General features: G+C 59.8%; 16 protein-coding genes. 6 read left to right on the top strand and 10 right to left on the bottom strand.

Annotated features, from left to right (window positions below):
• The 5 genes from QM649_RS16255 to QM649_RS16235 form a co-directional block, all read right to left on the bottom strand.
• On the bottom strand, positions 1-544 hold a 544-nt coding region (locus QM649_RS16255), incomplete at its 3' end, for a DUF4135 domain-containing protein (RefSeq protein ID WP_415200114.1).
• Positions 545-776: 232 nt separating this feature from the next.
• On the bottom strand, positions 777-1727 hold the full coding sequence (locus QM649_RS16250) for a class 1 isoprenoid biosynthesis enzyme (RefSeq protein WP_415200113.1): 951 nt from the start codon (positions 1725-1727) through the stop codon (positions 777-779).
• A gap of 11 nt (positions 1728-1738) precedes the next feature.
• A complete protein-coding gene (locus QM649_RS16245) occupies positions 1739-1945 on the bottom strand; it encodes an Os1348 family NHLP clan protein (protein WP_415200112.1) in 207 nt (68 codons plus the stop codon).
• Positions 1946-2030: 85 nt separating this feature from the next.
• Positions 2031-3941: an ABC transporter ATP-binding protein gene (locus tag QM649_RS16240; RefSeq protein WP_415200111.1), complete on the bottom strand. Its 1911-nt coding sequence runs from the start codon at positions 3939-3941 to the stop codon at positions 2031-2033.
• Positions 3942-4025: 84 nt separating this feature from the next.
• Complete coding sequence (locus tag QM649_RS16235; RefSeq protein WP_415200110.1) at positions 4026-4592, bottom strand: hypothetical protein; 567 nt, start codon at positions 4590-4592, stop codon at positions 4026-4028.
• Between the two features lie 39 nt (positions 4593-4631).
• Between QM649_RS16235 and QM649_RS16230 the strand changes: the two genes are divergently transcribed.
• Positions 4632-6065, top strand: a complete 1434-nt coding sequence (locus QM649_RS16230; protein WP_415200109.1) for a hypothetical protein — start codon at positions 4632-4634, stop codon at positions 6063-6065.
• Between the two features lie 132 nt (positions 6066-6197).
• Here the strand turns inward: QM649_RS16230 and QM649_RS16225 are convergent, their stop codons facing one another.
• Positions 6198-7709: a sugar transferase gene (locus QM649_RS16225; RefSeq protein ID WP_415200108.1), complete on the bottom strand. Its 1512-nt coding sequence runs from the start codon at positions 7707-7709 to the stop codon at positions 6198-6200.
• A 935-nt stretch (positions 7710-8644) separates the two neighbouring features.
• Between QM649_RS16225 and QM649_RS16220 the strand changes: the two genes are divergently transcribed.
• The gene (locus QM649_RS16220) at positions 8645-9469 is read left to right on the top strand and encodes a 2OG-Fe(II) oxygenase (protein ID WP_415200107.1); all 825 of its coding nucleotides are present in this window, start codon (positions 8645-8647) and stop codon (positions 9467-9469) included.
• A 53-nt stretch (positions 9470-9522) separates the two neighbouring features.
• On the opposite strand, the gene QM649_RS16215 is transcribed toward QM649_RS16220, so the two are convergent.
• From QM649_RS16215 to QM649_RS16200, 4 genes are all read right to left on the bottom strand, one after another.
• Positions 9523-10833 (bottom strand): alpha/beta hydrolase family protein, encoded by a 1311-nt coding sequence (locus tag QM649_RS16215; protein ID WP_415200106.1) that lies wholly within the window; start codon positions 10831-10833, stop codon positions 9523-9525.
• A gap of 107 nt (positions 10834-10940) precedes the next feature.
• On the bottom strand, positions 10941-11954 hold the full coding sequence (locus QM649_RS16210) for a glycosyltransferase (RefSeq protein WP_415200105.1): 1014 nt from the start codon (positions 11952-11954) through the stop codon (positions 10941-10943).
• Between the two features lie 91 nt (positions 11955-12045).
• Entirely contained in the window at positions 12046-12588 is a 543-nt protein-coding gene (locus tag QM649_RS16205) for a serine O-acetyltransferase (RefSeq protein ID WP_415200104.1), read from the bottom strand.
• A gap of 24 nt (positions 12589-12612) precedes the next feature.
• The gene (locus QM649_RS16200; protein ID WP_415200103.1) at positions 12613-14061 is read right to left on the bottom strand and encodes a sigma-54 interaction domain-containing protein; all 1449 of its coding nucleotides are present in this window, start codon (positions 14059-14061) and stop codon (positions 12613-12615) included.
• A gap of 640 nt (positions 14062-14701) precedes the next feature.
• On the opposite strand from QM649_RS16200, the gene QM649_RS16195 reads away from it, so the two are divergent.
• From QM649_RS16195 to QM649_RS16180, 4 genes are all read left to right on the top strand, one after another.
• A complete protein-coding gene (locus QM649_RS16195; RefSeq protein WP_415200102.1) occupies positions 14702-14965 on the top strand; it encodes a helix-turn-helix domain-containing protein in 264 nt (87 codons plus the stop codon).
• A 145-nt stretch (positions 14966-15110) separates the two neighbouring features.
• The gene (locus tag QM649_RS16190; protein ID WP_415200101.1) at positions 15111-15668 is read left to right on the top strand and encodes a UpxY family transcription antiterminator; all 558 of its coding nucleotides are present in this window, start codon (positions 15111-15113) and stop codon (positions 15666-15668) included.
• Positions 15669-15721: 53 nt separating this feature from the next.
• Positions 15722-17023: a WecB/TagA/CpsF family glycosyltransferase gene (locus QM649_RS16185; protein WP_415200100.1), complete on the top strand. Its 1302-nt coding sequence runs from the start codon at positions 15722-15724 to the stop codon at positions 17021-17023.
• Positions 17024-17198: 175 nt separating this feature from the next.
• A complete protein-coding gene (locus tag QM649_RS16180) occupies positions 17199-18356 on the top strand; it encodes a glycosyltransferase family 2 protein (protein WP_415200099.1) in 1158 nt (385 codons plus the stop codon).
• The last annotated feature ends 53 nt before the right edge of the window (positions 18357-18409 follow it).

The following is an 18409-nucleotide window of genomic DNA, read 5'->3' as shown; positions in this document are numbered from 1 at the left end:
CAATCACCGGCTCGGCTCCCCTCGCCACGAGATTGTCGTAGTGGATGTCCGAAGCCTGCAAGAGGTGAAGCAGGCAGAGCAAGCCGCCCGCATTGCGATAGAACTGCCGCAGCTCATCCCGGCCCTGGCAGGCCCGATGCTCGATAAATTCCACCCAGCCGTGATCGCCACAGTTCAGTATCCGAGGCGCGGAAAGTCTCACGGGCGCGGAAGCTGCATTCATTTGCTCAACCAGCGTCCCATACCAGGCTTCGATCTCGACGCTGCGCGGCTTGTACACAAGGCGCAGGCCGGAGGCGAAATCAAGGGCGGAGACGTACCGGCCTCCATGATGGCGATGGGAGAGTTCGGCATGCACGGCCACAAGCCGGCCGGCCGGGCGACCGAAGACCCGTTCGATCTCTACCCGGTTCGCGGCGAATCGTTCGAGCATCTCGCGCTGGGCCGCAATCCATTGATTACTGGCGCGATCGAGCCAGCTCCGTTCGAGGCCGAAGCGAAGCACCCAGAGCAAGATCTCTGCCAGCGATTCGCGCAGATCCACCCAGGCCTCATCGGAGACGCATAGTTCTCCGGAGGCACACAACTCCCGCGCAGTCCCCTGCTGCAGCGCCCGCACGGCAAGAGCCGCGTGCTGCTCGGCCTCGGCAATGATCTGCGCTTTCCGCGCCGGACCGGCGGGAAGGCATTGATCGGCGAGAGCAAGAAAGTGGTCAGAGGGGCGCATCGCTTATCAGGCTAATGAAAATAGCAGATAAGCACAGTGATCAGGAATACTAGAGAACAAGCACTGATTCACAAAGCGATGCCAGCCGGATGCGGGCATCGATCTGGCGGCGGAAAAGGGCATCCCGGCCATCCAGATACGCGCTGACCTCCGGACTCCCCAGTTCTGCAGCAATTTCCCTTAACTGTTGCATCCACTGGGACATTCGTTCCGCCGCCCAGCGCAGGCCTTTACGGCCGATCCATACCGCGACTGTTTCGTCGGAGGCTTTCTGCCGCTCCGCCTCCGAGAGAAGCCACGTGGTCTGTCCGGCCGCAAGGTCCTCACTCCAGTCGAGGAGGTCGTCATGCATCTGGTGCCAGGGCGCAAAGGTATCGAGCAAGGAGCGCCAGGCGGGCAGCACATCCTCGCGGCCGTAACGAAAGCAGACCGCGGCAATCGGAATGAGAGCCGCTGCCGACTTGCGAGCCGTGATGGAAAGAAACTCAGCTTCGCTCACGGATGCCAGCATTGCGTCTGCTGACTCCGCTTCGGCGGTGCGCTGGAGGGCGCTTTCGAATACATCCCAGAACGGATGATCGGCTGGAAATAACGAGTGATATGCAGAGTGAAAACGCAGACTGAAGAGGTGCATGGCCGGAAGCGCAGCCGGAGATACCGGATGGCCATCCATTACATCATCGAGCATGCGAATGAAGAAGTAGCCGTCGATACTGGCCGCGATCAGGGAAGCCTGAAACGCAGGGTCCACTTCGCCGCGAAGGCTTTCCTCAAGCCACCAGGGCAGCACGAGCAACGGCATGGCCTGGGGGTGCAGGAAATACTCGCGCAGGTCGTCGAGCGGGCATCGGCTGGAAATCCAATGCAGAAGATTGCTGGAGAGCACGGAGTTTTCCGTGCGTAGCGAAAAAAGCGCAGCCGCGATGGCCTGATGCGCAGTCTGTAACAGCAGAGGCGGGAACCACGCCTCTGCTGTTACAGACTGTTGTGAAGCGTGCATGAAACGTGCGGCTATGTGACTTGCACTTTCTGAATTGTGCCTTGAAGGTCACCCTCAAGCTGCACAACGGCCTGTTCGATCTGCTTGATGGCGGCGAGAATCTCAGGAGTGGGCGTGATGCCGAGTGACTCCAGGGCGCGGTGAGGATGTTCCACCAGCTCCTTGCGGAACTGAGCATCAGTAAGCACTTTGTGGTAAAGCTCGTCGAATTGAGACATGGTTATCTTCCGAAGTGGAACATAACAGCGTTACCGATGCGGGTCAACGCTGTTACGTCGAAGGACAACCAGAGCCTGCTCCTTATTACTGTGCTCCGCGCAGCGCCTGCGAGAAGCTGGGGATGTTCGCCTTGCCGTCGTAGACCGATTCTTCCTGCGCGACGTTGTCTCCTTCCCCGGGCGCCAGGAAGAGATTGCTCTCAAGCGCGTACTGCCGGGTGTAGAGGTCGTAGTAGCGGCCGCGCGCAGCAATCAGCTCATCATGCGTGCCCCGCTCGCGAATCATGCCCGCTTCGAGGAAGAGAATCTGGTCGGCCTGGCGGATGGTCGAGAGGCGGTGCGCAATGACAAACGTAGTTCTGCCACGCATGAGGTAGGACAAGCCTTCCTGAATGAGCGCCTCCGACTCGGAATCGAGGCTCGAAGTGGCTTCATCGAGGATCAGGATGCGCGGATCTGCGAGGATGGCGCGAGCAATCGACAGCCTCTGGCGCTGACCGCCGGAGAGCTTTACCCCTCGTTCCCCGACGATGGTGTGGTAGCCCTCAGGGAGCTTCTCGACAAACTCGTCGACACGGGCGATACGCGCCGCCTCGAGCATCTCCTCCTCGGTCGCAGAAGGACGCGAGAAGAGGATGTTGTCGCGAATCGTTCCATCGAAGAGGAATGACTCCTGCAGCACAACCCCCAGGTAGCAGCGGAAGCTGTCGAGCTCCACGGTCGTAAGGTCGATGCCATCCACCAGGATCGAACCGCTGTCCGGCGTATGGAACGCATTCACGAGATTGATGATCGTCGACTTGCCGGAGCCGGAAGGACCGACCAGAGCCGTCACGGAGCCAGGAGGCGCGCTAAAGGAAATATCGTGCAGCACCGGCTTGCCGGGGATGTAGGAGAACTGGATCTGATCGAAGATCACCTCACCGTGAAGCACGTCCGGGAAGCGGCGAATGCGGCGCGGATCGCTGTCTTCGGTCGCCTCGGAGAGAATCTCGCGAGTACGCGTCAGCCCGGCGATCGCCTCCGTAAGCTGCGTAGCGATCGAGACCACCTGAAACAGCGGGGCAACCATGAAGGCCAGAAACACCGTGTAGGTGATATAGCCGCCGAGGGTCATGGCGCCGCCGAGGATGCTGCGCGCGCCGACGAACATCACCAGCGAAGCGACAACGCCGATGACCACGGTGGACGACATACCCATCAAGGAATTGTTGGTAATGCCGTGCAGGTGATTATCGAGCAGCTCGCGCGCGCCGCGGGCGAAGACTTCCGCCTCGCGCTTCTCGGCGCGATAGGACTTGACCACGCGCACACCGCCGAGCGACTCGGTGAGACGGCCGGTGACATCGGCAAACATCTCGGCGCGGCGCTTGTAGAGAGGCCCAAGCGTGCCGAACCACCACTTCATCACTCCCACGAAGATGGCCATGATGGTAAAGACCATTAACGTAAGCTTGACGTTCATCCAGAGCAGGGCGATGAAGGTGAGTGCGGCGGTCATCACGCCGCCCAGGAACTCGACGATCCCCGTGCCGACAAGATTTCGCAGACCTTCCACGTCGGACATGATGCGCGAGACCAGCGTTCCCGTGCGATTTGCATCATAGAAGGCGATGGGCAGACGGCCGATGTGCTCCTGCACCTGGATGCGCAGATCCGTAATCAGCCGCCAGGCGGCCTTCGAGAGCAACTGCGACAATGCAAACGACGTGAGTGCCTGAATGAGCGTGGCCAGCAAAAGGCCCAGCACGATAGGTGTGAGCAGATGGACTTTATGGTGGATCAGAACGTTGTCGATCAGGAGCTTTGTCGAAAAAGGCAGGCCGAAGCCGGCGACACGGTTGATGACGATCAGCAGCAAGCCGCAGAAAAGCATGGTGCGGTGCGGGCGGAGCATCTCCCATACTCCGGGCAACGCCTGGCGAGTATTTGCCCGGGGCTTGGCAGCGGGGCTCTCATCGAGGGCCGGGGAAGCATCTACGGCGGATGAAGACATATGAGGTAAGAGATCCTGGCTGAAAAATCGTTAACCCGTTCAGGGCGCAATATGCGATCGAAAGATGTTTCTAGCTCGGGCTCTTTACGAGCGGGGGGCCCGTTTTCTATTCATGCTCAGCGCATCGAAAGACGCGCCCACTGCGGTTATAGCGGCGGCCAGCAGCCAAAGATAGGCAATGACCATTCTTCCGTGAAAGAGGTAATACAGTGCATGGTCCGTTGCATGCAAAGAGATGATTTCCAGCACCCAGAGCGTAACGGACAACAGCAGTCCTGTAGCGGCGAGCTTTGCACCAGGACGGAAACGGAACCGGATAACGATAGTTTGTAAGGCGAAGAAGAAGATTGCGCCAAACACAAGCAGCGATCCGGCCTGAAATGGATGTCTAATCTGGTAGAGATTATATTGCACGAATACTCCGGCCAGTGCATTATGAATGGCCAGTCGCCAACCGGCAATCAGATCTGCAACCATCAGGATCTGGAGTATCGCCGAAAACAGGGCGATGCCGGTTGATTTGGGTTTATGCAAGAAATTGCTGCCACGTCTCAGAGCCAGACCAATACAAACCAGCGAGGAAGCTGCGTAGGAGATGACGCCCAATCGCTGAGTTGATGACCAATCAGAAAATAGCAGGAAAACAAACATTCCGGTTATAGTAGCGCCTGACCGGCCTTCGAGCTCCCCATGATTTTGCCGCCCTTACTCGCCTTTCTGGCCTGGGTACCCGTGAGCCTCGTACTCGGGGTCCGGTACCCGCCTCGCATCGCCTACCTCGCCATCTTTCTCGGCGGATGGGCGCTACTTCCAGCTGCCCGCTTCGGCTACATCAGCGATCCTTTTCCTTATTGGATCCTGGGTGACTGCCTGCCCAGTAACTATTTCCTTACCAAGTCCACCGTTTCCGGCATCTGTGCGCTGCTCTGCCTGCTGATCTTCCACCGTGATTCGCTGCGGAACTTCCGGCTCACGCTGTGGGACCTGCCCATGCTGATGTGGTGTCTCGCTCCCCTGCTCTCTGGCATCGCCAACGCACTGCCAGCCGGGACCATGTTTCGCATGGAGCTATTCCAGCTGCTGGCATGGGGTGCACCGTATCTCATCGGACGCCTGTACTTTTCTGAGACACATGCACTCCGTCTCGCCGCCCAGGCGTTCGTGATCGCGGGGCTGCTCTACGTGCCCATCTGTATCTATGAGATCGTGCGCGGACCACAGCTCTATGCCCATCTCTACGGATACCTGCCACTCCAGTGGATCGGGGCAAAGCGCTATTTCGGCTACAGGCCCATCGGCCTGCTCGAAAACGGCAACCAGCTTGGCATCTGGATGGCAACCTCCGCATTGATCGCGACCTGGCTCTGGGCCAAGCGCATCGTCACGCACATCGCGCGCATTCCCGTAGCGCTGGTGGCCACTATTCTGCTGCTGACGACTCTGGCCTGCCAGTCGGCAGGCAGCATTCTGCTGCTGGTTGCGCTGCTGCCCTTCGTCTTCGTCAGCCATCGCACCTTCCCCCGGGCGATCGCGATTCTCTTCATCTTCGGAATCGTCTTTTTCGCCGGCGTGCGATTGACGAATGTGGTCTCCCTTCGCCATATCGTGAGGGAGAATCACGCAGCCCGGGATGTCGAAGTCTTCATGAGAAAGATCGGCAAGGGCTCATTCGGCTGGCGCCTGAGCCAGGACGAGCGGCACGTGGGCATCGCGCTGGAGCGGCCCGTGCTCGGCTATGGCGAATGGGACTGGTGGCGTCGCGGGACACTGCGCCCGTGGGGTCTCTGGCTGCTGGGCTTCGGCATGTTCGGCATTCTCGGGCTGGTCGCGCTGGAAACCCTGCAGTTTGTGCCCGTCATTCGCGCGATCTGGTTCCCGCTGGCGCGTTCCGACATCGAGTACCTGAACCTGCGTCATGCTCTGGCCGCGGCCATCCTGATCACGGCGGTCGACAATCTGCTGAACAGCGCAATGATTCTGCCCCTGCTGCTGATCATCGGAGGCATGAGCACCTGGGAGTCCGCTGCCGTCGAGGTGAACGTTACCGTCGAAACAGTTGAGGTGTTAAGTGTTGAGCCAGAATTCGAAACGAGCCCGCAGCCATGGAGAACGCTCGAAGGCTGAACATCGATAGCAGTCGATGTCTCACAGCGCTCAACCATACCAAACAAATCTTCCTTGCTCTAAACCAAAAGGCCTCGCGACGTTGAATGTCGCGAGGCCTTTTGGTTTGCTTTGCAGCTGATTCGCTCAGGTCTATGAGCCGGTTCCCCGCATGATGACTTCCGTGGTGCGGATCAGGATCTTCAGATCCAGCCAGAAGCTCCAGTTTTCAACGTAAGCCAGATCGAGGGCAACATAGCGCTCGAAAGAGGGATCCTGACGAGCCCTCACCTGCCAGAGACCGGTGAGGCCGGGAAGGACTTCGAGCCGGCGGAAATGCTCGATCTCGTACTGTTCGACCTCGCTGGCGAGCGGCGGCCGGGGACCGACCAGGCTCATCTGACCACGCAGCACATTGAAGAACTGCGGGATCTCATCGAGGCTGTACTTGCGCAGATAGGCTCCCACGCGGGTGATACGCGGATCGTTCCTCATCTTGAAGAGAATGCCGGTGCGCTCGTTCATGGCGGCAAGAGCCTGCTTCCGCTTTTCGGCATCGACGACCATGGTGCGGAACTTCACGCAACGGAAGATCCGTCCTTTTTTGCCGACGCGCGGCGAGACGTAGAAGACCGGTCCGGGGGAATCGAGCCGGACGGCAATGGCGATGGCAAGCAGGAGGGGCATGGAAAGCAGCAGAGCCAGAGCCGCCAGAGCGATGTCAGAAGCCCGCTTGAAGAAGTGACCGATCACCTTCTCATCGCGGCAGTGCAGCGCGACCACAGGGAAGTCTCCGACATATTCGATCGGGGCCTCCTGCGTAATGCCATCGTAGAAACCGGGGATGACGAGGATTTCGAGGCTCATCTCACGCGCCACATCGATCAGGTCGCGAACCGTATCGAGACTGCAAGGCTGGGCGATGATGATCTCGTCGATGAAATGCTGGCGGGCCAGGCTGCGAATCTGGTCCAGCGTGCCGAGCGAAGGCAGCCCCTGCGAGACTGTATCGGAGGGCATTTCGGCGAGATGTACGAAGCCCTTGAAGGCGCGGCCCAGATGGCGATCCCGCGACAGCTGGCGCTGCAGAGCTATCGCAAGCCCGCTGGCGCCGACGATGACAACATTGCGCGCATCGATTCCCTGCTCGAAGCGGCGCACCATGATGAATCGCCACGCGCCGTGCGCGATGCAGGTGAACAGTGTGCTGAAAATGATCAGGCAGAGGACGACCGCGCGGGAGACTGCTCCGCCGTGCGTGGTGTAGATCGCGCCACAGAGCAGGAGTCCGGCAATCAGGCCGCTCTGCACCGTTTTGCGCTGCTCATAAAGCACGCTGTAGCTCAGGGTGTGGCCGTAGAGTCCCTGATGCCGGCTCACCAGCAGAAGCGCCGCGAGATAGCAGGCGAGGTATCCGGCCTGCCAGGAAAGCGGCTCCGCGGAGCTGAGAACGGAGTGCAGGCTGCGGGTTTCAAGGAAGCGGGCGAGCCCGATATGAACCGAGAGATAGAGCGCCAGCATTACGGCCGCGATATCTGTGGCCATCATGAGCGATGAGGTCAGCGAGGAACGCAGATGCCTCGCCGAGATAAGAGTAGCCGTACCAGTGGCCCGGCTGTTTGCCGGTCTGGCCTTCGAGAGATTACCAAGACTAATCGTTGCCATGGGGAAAAGCCTCCTAAAGCGGCTGCATCACAGTCCTTCGCATCGCGTTTGAAATCAGCGGACGAGGCTGCACGCAGCATGGAGATCCAACATTCGAGCCGTATGTTCCTAGGGAGGGGGAAAACGTGGGGGGACATCTATGCCGAAGAACATCAGGAACGAAATCGGACTCATTTCCAGGCGCTTCCCTAGCTTTGCGGAAGATTCTATCCCTGGAAAAACCCTTCGACATTGCAGTAAGTCAAGGCTTCGCCATTGTGAGTCCATGGCAGAAGGCCACTCACTGGTACAAATCAGCCGAGGGGAACCGGATGGTTTCCGGATAAAGTTCCCGCCGGCCACATTGCGCATCTGCGGCGCTGGGCCGAGTCTGCGCGAGAAGGGGTCAGTCGGCCGGCGGCATCGTTTCATCCACGTCGCGCCTGACTCCTTCAACCTGCATTGACCTTATCGGCTCTTGCCTCCGGACAGCTATTCCCATTTGGTAATGGACATGACTTTTTTGGTAACCCGAGTATTTGTCGCATATACAGATACAGTTGTTTGTTTTTCGGGCATCGCCGTATCTCTCGTCCCGTTTTACGGCTGAAGAAGGCAGGCCGCGTGAGAGATTCCATCGCAAAGTAGCACAAGGCATCCACCGAAGACAGTGATTCTCCTCCATTGTGCATTACCTCCGGTTACCAGTTACCGGTTTGGACCGTCTCCTGCAATGGAACTGCAATCGAGCCATGGACGCATTTCTTCGTTGCATGCGGGATGAGAGCGTGTCCGCGCACGCTGAAGTTACAAAGTCCTCTTTCGAGCTGCGATTCTGTCCCGCGCGTAACCATTTTGTGCGCCCGCAAGTGGTATTTCTTGCGTCTTCTCTGCATGCTAGACTTCGACCAAAATCTGGAAAACTAAGTGTGCAGTGCCGTAAGGAGAACGGACCGATGAGTGTGCTTTACAGCGATGAATTTCTGGCAAAACTGCAGCAACTGGCTCGCGATAAGGCCCCGGAATATGCGGCCAATCAGCCTTTCCCGCATATCTACTTCGACGACTTTCTCCCCCTCGAAGCAGCGGAAGCCGCATTGCGCGATTTCCCCGAGCCGCGTCAGCTGAAGTGGACCGAGTTCTCGAACCAGAATGAAAAGAAGCTGGCCTTTGACTTCGTGGAGAAGCTGCCGACCTCGGTACGCGACGTTCTCTATTTCATGAACAGCCGCCCGATGATCCAGTTCCTTGAAGTATTGACCGGCATTAAAGGCGTGATTCCCGATCCCTACTATGTCGGCGGCGGACTGCACCAGATCAAGCGCGGCGGACACCTGGAGGTTCATGCCGACTTCAACTGGCATGAGCAGCTGCAGCTCGACCGTCGCATCAACGTGCTGATCTACATGAACAAGGAATGGGAGGAGGAGTACGGCGGCCACTTCGAGCTCTGGAATCACGACATGACGCGCGCCGAGAAGAAGATTCTGCCGCTCTTCAACCGTTGCGCTATCTTCAGCACCACGGACTACTCCTATCACGGCCATCCCACGCCGCTGGCCTGCCCGCCGGATCGCTCGCGCAAGTCGATGGCCACCTACTACTACTCGAATGGCCGTCCCGAAGAGGAGGTCAGCGATTCGCACACCACCATCTTCCTGCAGCGCCCGGACGCGCCGCCGGCAGTGGAGGAAGAGAACGGCCGCAGCGGCGTAAAGAGCTTCCTGCACGCAGTCACGCCGCCGTTCCTCGTCGACGCCTACAAGAGCATTCGCAAATAGCGCTGCTTGTGCAGCAAGAACAAAGGGACTGCTTCGGCAGTCCCTTTGTCGTTTCACAAGCGGCCCTGACTCACTTCGCCGTATCGCGACACCATCTCTTCCACGCGCAGCGAACCTGTGCCAAACGTTTCGGCAAAAAAAGCCAACGCGAGATCGGAGACGATGCGATGGGCGCGCCTTGCAGAGATTGTTCCCGCAGCCGTCTTCGAGCGCAACGGGGAGTAGAGTGGACGGTCGGCAAAGTTCCAGTGGCTTGCGCCCTCGATCGCGAGCCTGCTTCCGCCCGTCTTCCGCATGTGCTCTGCGACGGCAGCGAGGTTGCGGCGGTTCATCTCCCAGTAGCGCTGAACACCTGCGGGCTGTGCCGTAGCGTCGGTCGGCTCGACCTCGATGCCCTTCCCATAGATGACCATCCATGGCTTCGTGAGGCCGCGCCGCAACGTCTCCCCAAAGCTCCATCCATCGAGATTGAGCGCTGCGCGGATATACGGCGACGTTTGCGCCGCATCGGCAGCGGCTGCTCCTCCAATCGAGTGCCCAAAGGCAGCGATCTTCGAGACATCGATTGCGCCATGCCAGGGGCTCTCCGGATTCCTGCTCAGCGCGACCAGATGATCGGCGACAAAGCTCGTGTCTTCGGCAAGGATCGCAACGAACTGATCGGCCAGCTCGATGCCCTCGTCGATGCTGAGATAGGTAAAGTCACCGAGCGCGGGTGCGATGCGGCTATCGAAGATGCGTCCATCCGGAAAGGCGACGAGGCCGGAGTAGAAGGTGTGGTCGATGCTGGCGACGACGTAGCCGTGGCTGGCGAGTTCCTGCATCAGGAACGTACTTTGCGTGCGCTGGCCTGTCCATGCGGGATTGAAGATCAGCAGCGGAAAGGGCGCACCCTCCTCCGCAATGGGTGCCGCGCGCAGGGAGTGCGTCCGCAAAACAGCATGATGCATGGATTTCCGCGTCAGCTCTGCGGGCCGCCGATACACCTCCCGAACGCCTCGCCGCTGCACCGTTGGATACCAAACCTGCACCATCAACTCTCGCGCGCTGCCCGCTGTATGTCCACCTTCCGCATCGCGCGAGGGATCGACGAAATGCTCGATGCGCGTGCCGACGGCATAGCGACCGGAAGGCGCAGGCAAGCGGAACATTGGCGCCATCCAGTGGAGACCGGCGGCGGCAGCGAGGAGCAGCAACATGCTCCCTGCCACAAGATAGAGAACCCCCGAGGCAGGATGGATAAAAATATTTGTCACCGTCGCGATAACAAATAGAGCGAACGCCGCGTAGGCAGGAGCCAGCTGCCAGTGCGCGCCCTCACGCCCCAAATGAAACACCAGCAGAGCCACTGCAGCGAACAGCATGATCCACGCGACAAGTGGAGACAGCCCCACGAGCAGCGCGATACCAGCAACCAATAACAACAAGAGGAAAAGCAGCTCGATGGGCCTCATGCGCGGAAAAACCAAAATCAGGAAGAAGCGCCCTTGTACTCGATGAGCTTGCGCGGGCCCTGCCTGCGGCGACCGAGCTCATAGCCAATCTGGCCGAAGAGAATGGGCACCTGCTGCAGATGAGAATGCAGGCCGTAGAGGAAGAGCGTCATCGTGTCGCGCGATTTCCAGCTTGCTTTCGAGGCGGAACGGGCGGCAAGCACAAACAGAACCGTGAGCCACGCAAGCAGAGGCCATGGGCTTCGCAGCAACAGAGTGAGAAGCAGTGCGAGCAGCGCCGATCCTGCCCAGAAGCCGCCGCGCTTAAAGTTGGCGAGGCGTACATCCTGCCAGAAAGGATCGCCGGTGCGGCGGAAACGGCCCGAGACTTCGGCATAGGCATGGCCTGCGCGCAGCGCACGCCGCCAGTACTGGCGAAAGCGGCGCATCTCGAGGTCGTGACCGGTCATCGGCGCGTCAATGTGCAGGATGATGGAACCGAGGGCGCGCAAACGGCGGCAGAGCTCCGGCTCCTCGCCTGCAATGAGCGTCCCGTCGTAGCCACCGACGACCTCCAGTGCGGCGCGGCGCATCAGCACGTCCCCGCCGCAAAACTCTGCCGGACCGGGCGGATAGACCCAGTCGAGATCGAGGATGCGGTTGTAGAGCGAAGCCTCAGGGTGAAGCTCGCGGCGATGCCCCCAGACGGCGGCGATGCGATCGTCGGTTGCGAGGGCAGCGAAGGCGCGACCGGGAAACTCCGGATCGAGCACCGTATCGCCATCGAGGAAGAGAACGTGGTCCGAGGACGCCTCGCGCCAGCCGGCATTGCGGCCAAGCGCCGCGGTAGGGTGCTCGGCCTCAAGGGCAATGACCTTCGCACCCATCGCCGAAGCCGTGGCCATGCTGTTATCGGTGGACGAAGAATCGACATACAGGATTTCAAGTGAGACTACGCGATCGCGAATCGCGGAGACCGAATGCAGGCAGCGCACCAGGCGCTGACCTTCATTGCGGCCGATGACAACTACAGAGAGTGCAGGCAGCATCATCCTTCGGAGCCTCGGTCGCCTGTCCTGAATTTGCGCATTTCTTCCTGCAGAGCGCCGGGCAATCTTTCCTGAAAGTTCGTGCCACGAGAGATCAACGCATCACCTCTTCCTCTGTAACCGCAGGCGTCACAAGATCACGGCGAGGCAGGATGCGCGCAGGGATTCCAACCGCGATCGAGTTCGCAGGCACATCCCGGATGACCACAGCATTGGCGCCGATGGCTACATCGTCACCAATATGGATCGGGCCAAGGATCTTGGCGCCCGCGCCGATATCGACACGGTTGCCAATCACCGGCGCGCCACGCTGGCCGGTATGACGAAGCCCCACAGTGACGCCATTGCGCACGATGCAGTCGTCGCCGAAGGTGGCATCGCCGCTGATGATGATGCCGCCGAAATGATCGATGCGGAAGCGGCGGCCGAGCGTCACCTCGCAGGGCAGCTCAATGCCCGCGAAGATCTCGACCAGCTTCTGAAGAAACTTATAGAGAAAAGAGAATGGCACGCGCAGCACGCGTGGGCCGATGGTATAGCGCCAGCGCCCGAAGCGATAGACGGCCATAGCCCAGAGGCCCTGACGCGAAAGCTTGCGCTCGTGGGTGTGCCAGTCTTCGCGCAGCAGATCAAACACGCAGGCCTCCGGTCATATCGGTCATCAAACGGTCTGCGGAACCGAGGACTTGTCCTTCTTCTCCACCAGCCCCAGCTTCTGGAGCTTATAGAGGAATGCCTTGTAATCCAGATTAAGGCTGGCTGCGGCCTGCCGGCGATTCCAGTGCGTGCGGTCGAGAGCATCCAGCAGCAGCTTGGCTTCAGCCTGGCGCGCGACCTCGGCCAGATCGTCAATCGAAGCAATGGGAGCCTGAACGAGCTTCGGCGCCTGCGCAAGGACCGGCTCCGGAATTTCGACCGCCACCGGCAGCACGGGACGAACCTTGGTGCGCGAATGCTCGATGGCGCTTTCAAGATCGCCGAAAATCATCCGCTCATCCTGATAGACCAGCAGGCGGCGCATGAGGTTTTCAAGCTCACGGACGTTACCCGGCCAGTCATAGTGCAGCATCAGATCCCGGAAGGCCTGGCTCATGACAGGCTCCGGCATGCCCGGGCGCAGATGGCGCTTGATGAGCTTTTCCGCCAGCGGAAGGATCTCATCTCGGCGCTCGCGGAGCGGCGGGATCACGATGTTTACGACATTCAGGCGGTAATAAAGGTCTTCGCGGAAGGTGCCTAGCTCGATGGCACGGCGCAGATCACGGTGCGTGGCAGCCAGAACGCGGACATTCAGCTTGACCGTCTTTCGGCTGCCGAGCGGCTGCACTTCGCCATCCTGCAGAACCTGCAACAGCTTGGCCTGGAGACGGATGTCCATGTCGCCGATTTCGTCGAGCAGGATCGTTCCGCCCTGGGCGATCTCGAACTTGCCGGGCTTGTCGACGGCGGCACCGGTGAAGGCACCCTTTTCATAACCAAAGAGCTCGCTCTCCACGAGTTCGGAGGGGAGCGCGGCGCAGTTAAGCTTCAGGAACGGCTTGCCCGCACGCGGCGAATAGGCACAAAGCCGGCGCGCCATCACCTCTTTGCCAACGCCTGTTTCTCCGTGGAGCAGGACCGGAACGTCGGCGATGCCGACACGCATCAGGAAAGGCGTGGTGAAGACGGTGTGGCTGTTTTCGTTTGCATCGCCTTCGAGATCGACTTCTCCGGCATCCTCAATTGCGCCTATCCGGGCATCGGCGGCAGCGACCGCCTCCTGCACCACGAGCATCAGCTCCTGCGGGCTGACAGGGCGATGCAGGGTGCGGATGTTGGCGTGCGGTGCATGGGAATCGAAGACAGACGGACGCCCCTTCTCTGTGAGAAGGATGATCTGAAGATAAGGACGGAAGGAGCAGAGCTCACTCAGGGTGAGACCGTCCTGCTGGCGACGCAGCGACGGATGGAAGACAACGACGGAAGCCGTACATGCCGGGTCGCGGAGATAAAGCAGCGCTTCGGGAATATCCCTGACGACGAAGACGCTGTGGTTCTGGTCTTCCAGGCGACGGGCAAGCGGAACATGCAGTTCCTGCTGATCGGCGACCAGAACGATGGTACTAGGCATATGCTACGACGGCTTTCCGGTAAGGGTTCTGGAGAGGTGTGGGGGCGTCAGCCTCGCCGGTAAATCCAACAACTTATTGATATGTTGCCAGAATTTTGGGATTGCTGGCCTGCTCCTTCTTCTCAACCATGAAACCAAAGTACCGGGAGCATACAGGAGCAGAGCAAGGCTGAAGAAAAAGCGAGCAATCAGAAAATATAGGGAGACATTAAAAGAACTTCGCTTCCGCCCGCAACAACAATTTGACCTTTATTACCATTGATTTAAGGTACTGCGCGGGGGCAGTAACCAACGGGGAATGCCATCTATGGGAGCGCTGCGGCCTATGGCCAACAGCGGTGCGGAGGCCGGTGGCCGCTCTTATGGGAGTGATAGGGCTCGTAATCTTCCATGTTGAGGATACGTGAAGCGGGAGTAAATTTTGCAATGTTTCCCAAAATTTGGGAAACATTGAAAAACAATCTCACTTCCCTGCGGGCTGAACGGGAGAGCTGAGGACGGCTTCCGCCTGAATGACCAACAAAATGTTGTCGTATCCTGTGGAAATCTATTTGGCACGGCGCTTGCAGATGGGAAGGGCAACTCAGAATTCCCCAGTCTGAGAATTTGCTGCTGCATATGAGAGACGCTGGGTAAACAAGTGCCTATCCAACGCGACATATACCCAAATTTGAAGCTGCGCATGTACACGAGCGGTGTCCGCCAGAACCGTCTTGCCAAGATGGTGGGGATCGATGAGGCTCACCTCAGCAAGATCGTGAACGGATTCCGTGAGCCTAGCCCGGATTTGCGTACGCAGATTGCAGAAATCCTGCACTGCGATCCCGAATGGCTTTTTCAGAAGGTTCTGCTCAGCGAAGAGAGCCCTGAATTTCACCCTCAGAGCTGGCCACCGAGCAAGTAGACTCGGGGCCCCTTTCGAACGTTGATTTTCTGCCTGTACCTGTCTCTCTTTCTATCGTCAGGATCGAAAAGTGGAACATCAGTCCCATAGGGTCTGACATGGGCGAAGCCCGGCCAAAATACTGATCTAAAGCGAGAAAAATGTGATGGAGATCCACACCAACACCTCGACCTCCCCCTCGTGGTTTGCCCTCCAGACCCGGTACCGCTATGAAGAGCGGATTGCCAGCGAGCTGCAGGCCAAGGGGTTTGAAAGCTACCTGCCGACTCTTCGCGAGATCCACCAGTGGAAGGATCGCAAGAAGGTTCTGGACGTGCCTGCCTTTGGCGGCTACCTGTTCGCGCGCTTCGAGCCCTCACTGCAGAACCGGGTGCGGGTCCTTGAAACGGCCGGCGTGGTCAAGCTGCTTGGCCATCACGGCCAGCCGGAGCCAGTGCCGGAGAACGAGATTTCCTCGCTTCGCCTGGCGCTTTCGAGCGGCGCGGAGTGCGACCGTCATCCCTGCGTTGAGGTCGGCACCCCGGTGAAGGTTCGCAGCGGGATGCTCGCCGGACTCGAAGGCCGCGTGGTGCGTATCGCCAACCATGTCAAGATCCTGGTCAATGTGAGCTCGGTCTGCCAGGCGATCGCGGTGGAAGTCCATCTTGACGATATTGATCTGTTAGAGGCGAATGACGTCACGCCGGCCACGCTGGTCAACTAGGCCCTCTCAACTTTCACGCGGTCTCTTAATCCCCCGGAAATGGAACTTGCCACATGCCGATGACGAATCCCGCCACCGTGGCTGTACTGGGCGTACCCTTTCATAACGTCTCGATGGATGAGACTGTCGCCTACGTCGACGAAAAGATTCGCAGCCGCAGCTTTCACCAGATCGCGACGGCCAACCTCGATTTTCTGGTCCACGCCATCCGCGATCCCGAGATGCAGGAGATCCTCTGCACCTGCGATCTGGTCATCCCCGACGGCATGCCCGTCCTGTGGGGCGCGCGTCTGCTCGGCTCTTCGCTCAAGCAGCGCGTTTGCGGCGTAGACCTGGTGCCGCGGCTCGCCGAGCTCTGCGCGCGCGAAAACTATTCCATGTTCTTTCTGGGCGCCAGCGAACAGAACTCGCAGCGTGCGGCGGAAAACCTCAAGAAGCGGTTCCCCGGTCTGCGTATCGCCGGTCGTTACTCGCCGCCTGTCGCTCCGCTCGAACAGATGAACCACGAGGAGATCCTGCGCCGCATCGATCGCGCCCGCCCAGATATTCTCCTGGTTGCCATGGGCAATCCGAAGCAGGAAAAGTGGCTGGCGATGCACCGTCATCGCCTCAATGTCCCGGTGTGCATCGGCGTCGGCGGTTCGATCGACTTCATCGCCGGATCGGTCAAGCGCGCGCCGCGCTGGATGCAGGTCGCCGGACTCGAATGGGCTTACCGCATGCTGCAGGAGCCTGGACGGCTGGCGCATCGCTACTTCGGCGACGCGATGGGCTTTGCCCGCTACATGCCGCAGCAGTATATGGCGATGGCAATGCAGCCTCGTCATCGTACCCGCGCCGGCATCTTTGCCGATCAGTCGGGAAACACTTCGGTGATTTCGATCTATGGCGATCTCTCAGGAGAGACGCTCGAGGAATTCCGCGTAGCCGCCGAAGATGCGGTGAACTGCGGCATGAACCTGGTGCTGAACCTGTCGCAGACGCACTATGTCGGACCGGAAGCCCTGGGCACACTGATCTCGATCGGCGCCGGCCTGCGCTCCCACGGAAGCCAGTTCTGGCTGGCGGAGATGCGTCCCCATGTGCAGCGCCTGATCAACGGCTCGCGGCTGGCCGGTCTCTTCATGACGACCTCCAGCGTGAACGATGCCCTGCAGCGCACCGAGCGCGCCGAACAGCGGCAGATGAATACGGCCCAGCCCATGATGAACGGCCGCCCCATGGAGAGCCCGGTCCAGGTACGTGTCGAGTTGTTGCAGGATGTCTGCCGCAAAGTCAACGCGGCCAACACGCCTGCACCCTTCGCCGCTCCGGTGGAAGAAACCGGGCTGGCTTATCAAAGTTCATTGAGCTGAGATTGGCTTCAGCTTACAATCGAGCGGCTTGCTCTTCCTCCAGCCCCGGCACTGGCCTTATACCCCCACACAGTGCCCGGGCTTCCGCAACGCACGATACGGGCCCAGAAGAAGGCAGTCAGATGTGGAACGGAAGGCAGCAGTACCCGAATAACACCCGTGGGGTTGGGTTTTCATGATTATTTTCTTTTCACTTCTCGCTGTTGTACTGATTGCAGCGACTTTGCCTTTGGTGATGGAACTGCTTATCGTGACGTCGGCGCTGTTCGTACCCCGCCGACGAACGCAGTCGTCCCCGAGCCAGAAGCTCGGGCGTCTGACGGTAGTCGTACCCGCTCACGACGAGGAATTGCTGGTTGGCCGCTGCGTGGCTAGCCTGCGGGCCTCGGCCGGCAAGGCAGCTCAAATCCTGGTGGTGGCGCACAACTGCACCGACGGAACCGCAGAACGGGCGCGGGAAGCGGGCGCCGAGGTGCTGGTCTATAACGATCCCAAGGCTCAGGGTAAAGGCCACGCGCTGCGCACCGGCTTTGCCGCGGCCCTGGCCGCCGGCGCCGATGCGGTTGCGGTGGTCGACGCCGACTCGACCGTCTCGGTCAACTTTGTGCCGATGATCCACCAGGCTCTCAGTGAAGGAGCCGACGCGCTGCAGTGCCGCTACGAGATGAAGAGCACGACGGAAAAGGGTAATTCCGGGCTGGCATCGCTCGCCTTCCGCGGCTTCACCTTTATCCGCCCGATGGGCCGCGATCGTCTTGGCCTTTCCTCCGGCATTCTCGGCAATGGCTTTGCGCTGACGGCGAAGACGCTGCGCGAGGTTCCGTATGAAGCCTTCTCGCTGGTCGAGGATCTGGAGTATCACCTGCACCTGCTCAAGGCCCATAAGCGCGTCCGCTTTATCGAGTACGCGATCGTTTCGGCCGAGTTGCCGGTAGCGACAACCGCCGAGGTTTCGCAGCGGGCACGCTGGGAAGGAGGACGCATCCGGGTGGCGAAGATGTGGACTCTGCCGCTGTTGCGCGAGATTGCCCGCGGACGCTTTTCGATGGTCGAACCACTGATGGATGTCGCCGGCCTTCCGCTGGCATTCGGTGTTTCGGCGCTGATTACCGTGAGCCTGATTCCGCTCCACGTGGCGCGCATCTATGGGCTGCTTTCGCTCGCCCTGGTGCTTACCCACGTACTGCTGGCAGCCTGGGCGGGACCGAATTTCTTCCGCACCCTGCGCCTGCTGGTGATGGCCCCCTTCTATATTCTTTGGAAATTCCGGCTGGTCCCCCGCCTGATCCGCGCCTCACATTCGCAGGCGGCATGGATTCGTACCGGCCGATAACCATGAGTCCCTTCCCGGCGGCCTGTGCCGCACGAACGCGCAGCGCCGGGAAA

The sequence above is a fragment of the Silvibacterium sp. genome, assembly GCF_047605705.1.
Taxonomy (GTDB): domain Bacteria; phylum Acidobacteriota; class Terriglobia; order Terriglobales; family Acidobacteriaceae; genus Silvibacterium.
This window is presented reverse-complemented; position numbering and strand designations above follow the sequence as displayed.

What these genes read in the sequence shown, in the direction of transcription:
- QM649_RS16215 (WP_415200106.1), bottom strand. Translation starts at nt 10,833, where the DNA reads ATGCTGTTCGCTGCAGTGGCTCTGCTGGTGTTTCATTTGGGGCGTGAG.
- QM649_RS16250 (WP_415200113.1), bottom strand. Translation starts at nt 1,727, where the DNA reads ATGCACGCTTCACAACAGTCTGTAACAGCAGAGGCGTGGTTCCCGCCT.
- QM649_RS16235 (WP_415200110.1), bottom strand. Translation starts at nt 4,592, where the DNA reads ATGTTTGTTTTCCTGCTATTTTCTGATTGGTCATCAACTCAGCGATTG.
- QM649_RS16225 (WP_415200108.1), bottom strand. Translation starts at nt 7,709, where the DNA reads ATGGCAACGATTAGTCTTGGTAATCTCTCGAAGGCCAGACCGGCAAAC.
- QM649_RS16245 (WP_415200112.1), bottom strand. Translation starts at nt 1,945, where the DNA reads ATGTCTCAATTCGACGAGCTTTACCACAAAGTGCTTACTGATGCTCAG.
- QM649_RS16190 (WP_415200101.1), top strand. Translation starts at nt 15,111, where the DNA reads ATGGAGATCCACACCAACACCTCGACCTCCCCCTCGTGGTTTGCCCTC.
- QM649_RS16180 (WP_415200099.1), top strand. Translation starts at nt 17,199, where the DNA reads ATGATTATTTTCTTTTCACTTCTCGCTGTTGTACTGATTGCAGCGACT.
- QM649_RS16220 (WP_415200107.1), top strand. Translation starts at nt 8,645, where the DNA reads ATGAGTGTGCTTTACAGCGATGAATTTCTGGCAAAACTGCAGCAACTG.
- QM649_RS16185 (WP_415200100.1), top strand. Translation starts at nt 15,722, where the DNA reads ATGCCGATGACGAATCCCGCCACCGTGGCTGTACTGGGCGTACCCTTT.
- QM649_RS16240 (WP_415200111.1), bottom strand. Translation starts at nt 3,941, where the DNA reads ATGTCTTCATCCGCCGTAGATGCTTCCCCGGCCCTCGATGAGAGCCCC.
- QM649_RS16230 (WP_415200109.1), top strand. Translation starts at nt 4,632, where the DNA reads ATGATTTTGCCGCCCTTACTCGCCTTTCTGGCCTGGGTACCCGTGAGC.
- QM649_RS16200 (WP_415200103.1), bottom strand. Translation starts at nt 14,061, where the DNA reads ATGCCTAGTACCATCGTTCTGGTCGCCGATCAGCAGGAACTGCATGTT.
- QM649_RS16210 (WP_415200105.1), bottom strand. Translation starts at nt 11,954, where the DNA reads ATGATGCTGCCTGCACTCTCTGTAGTTGTCATCGGCCGCAATGAAGGT.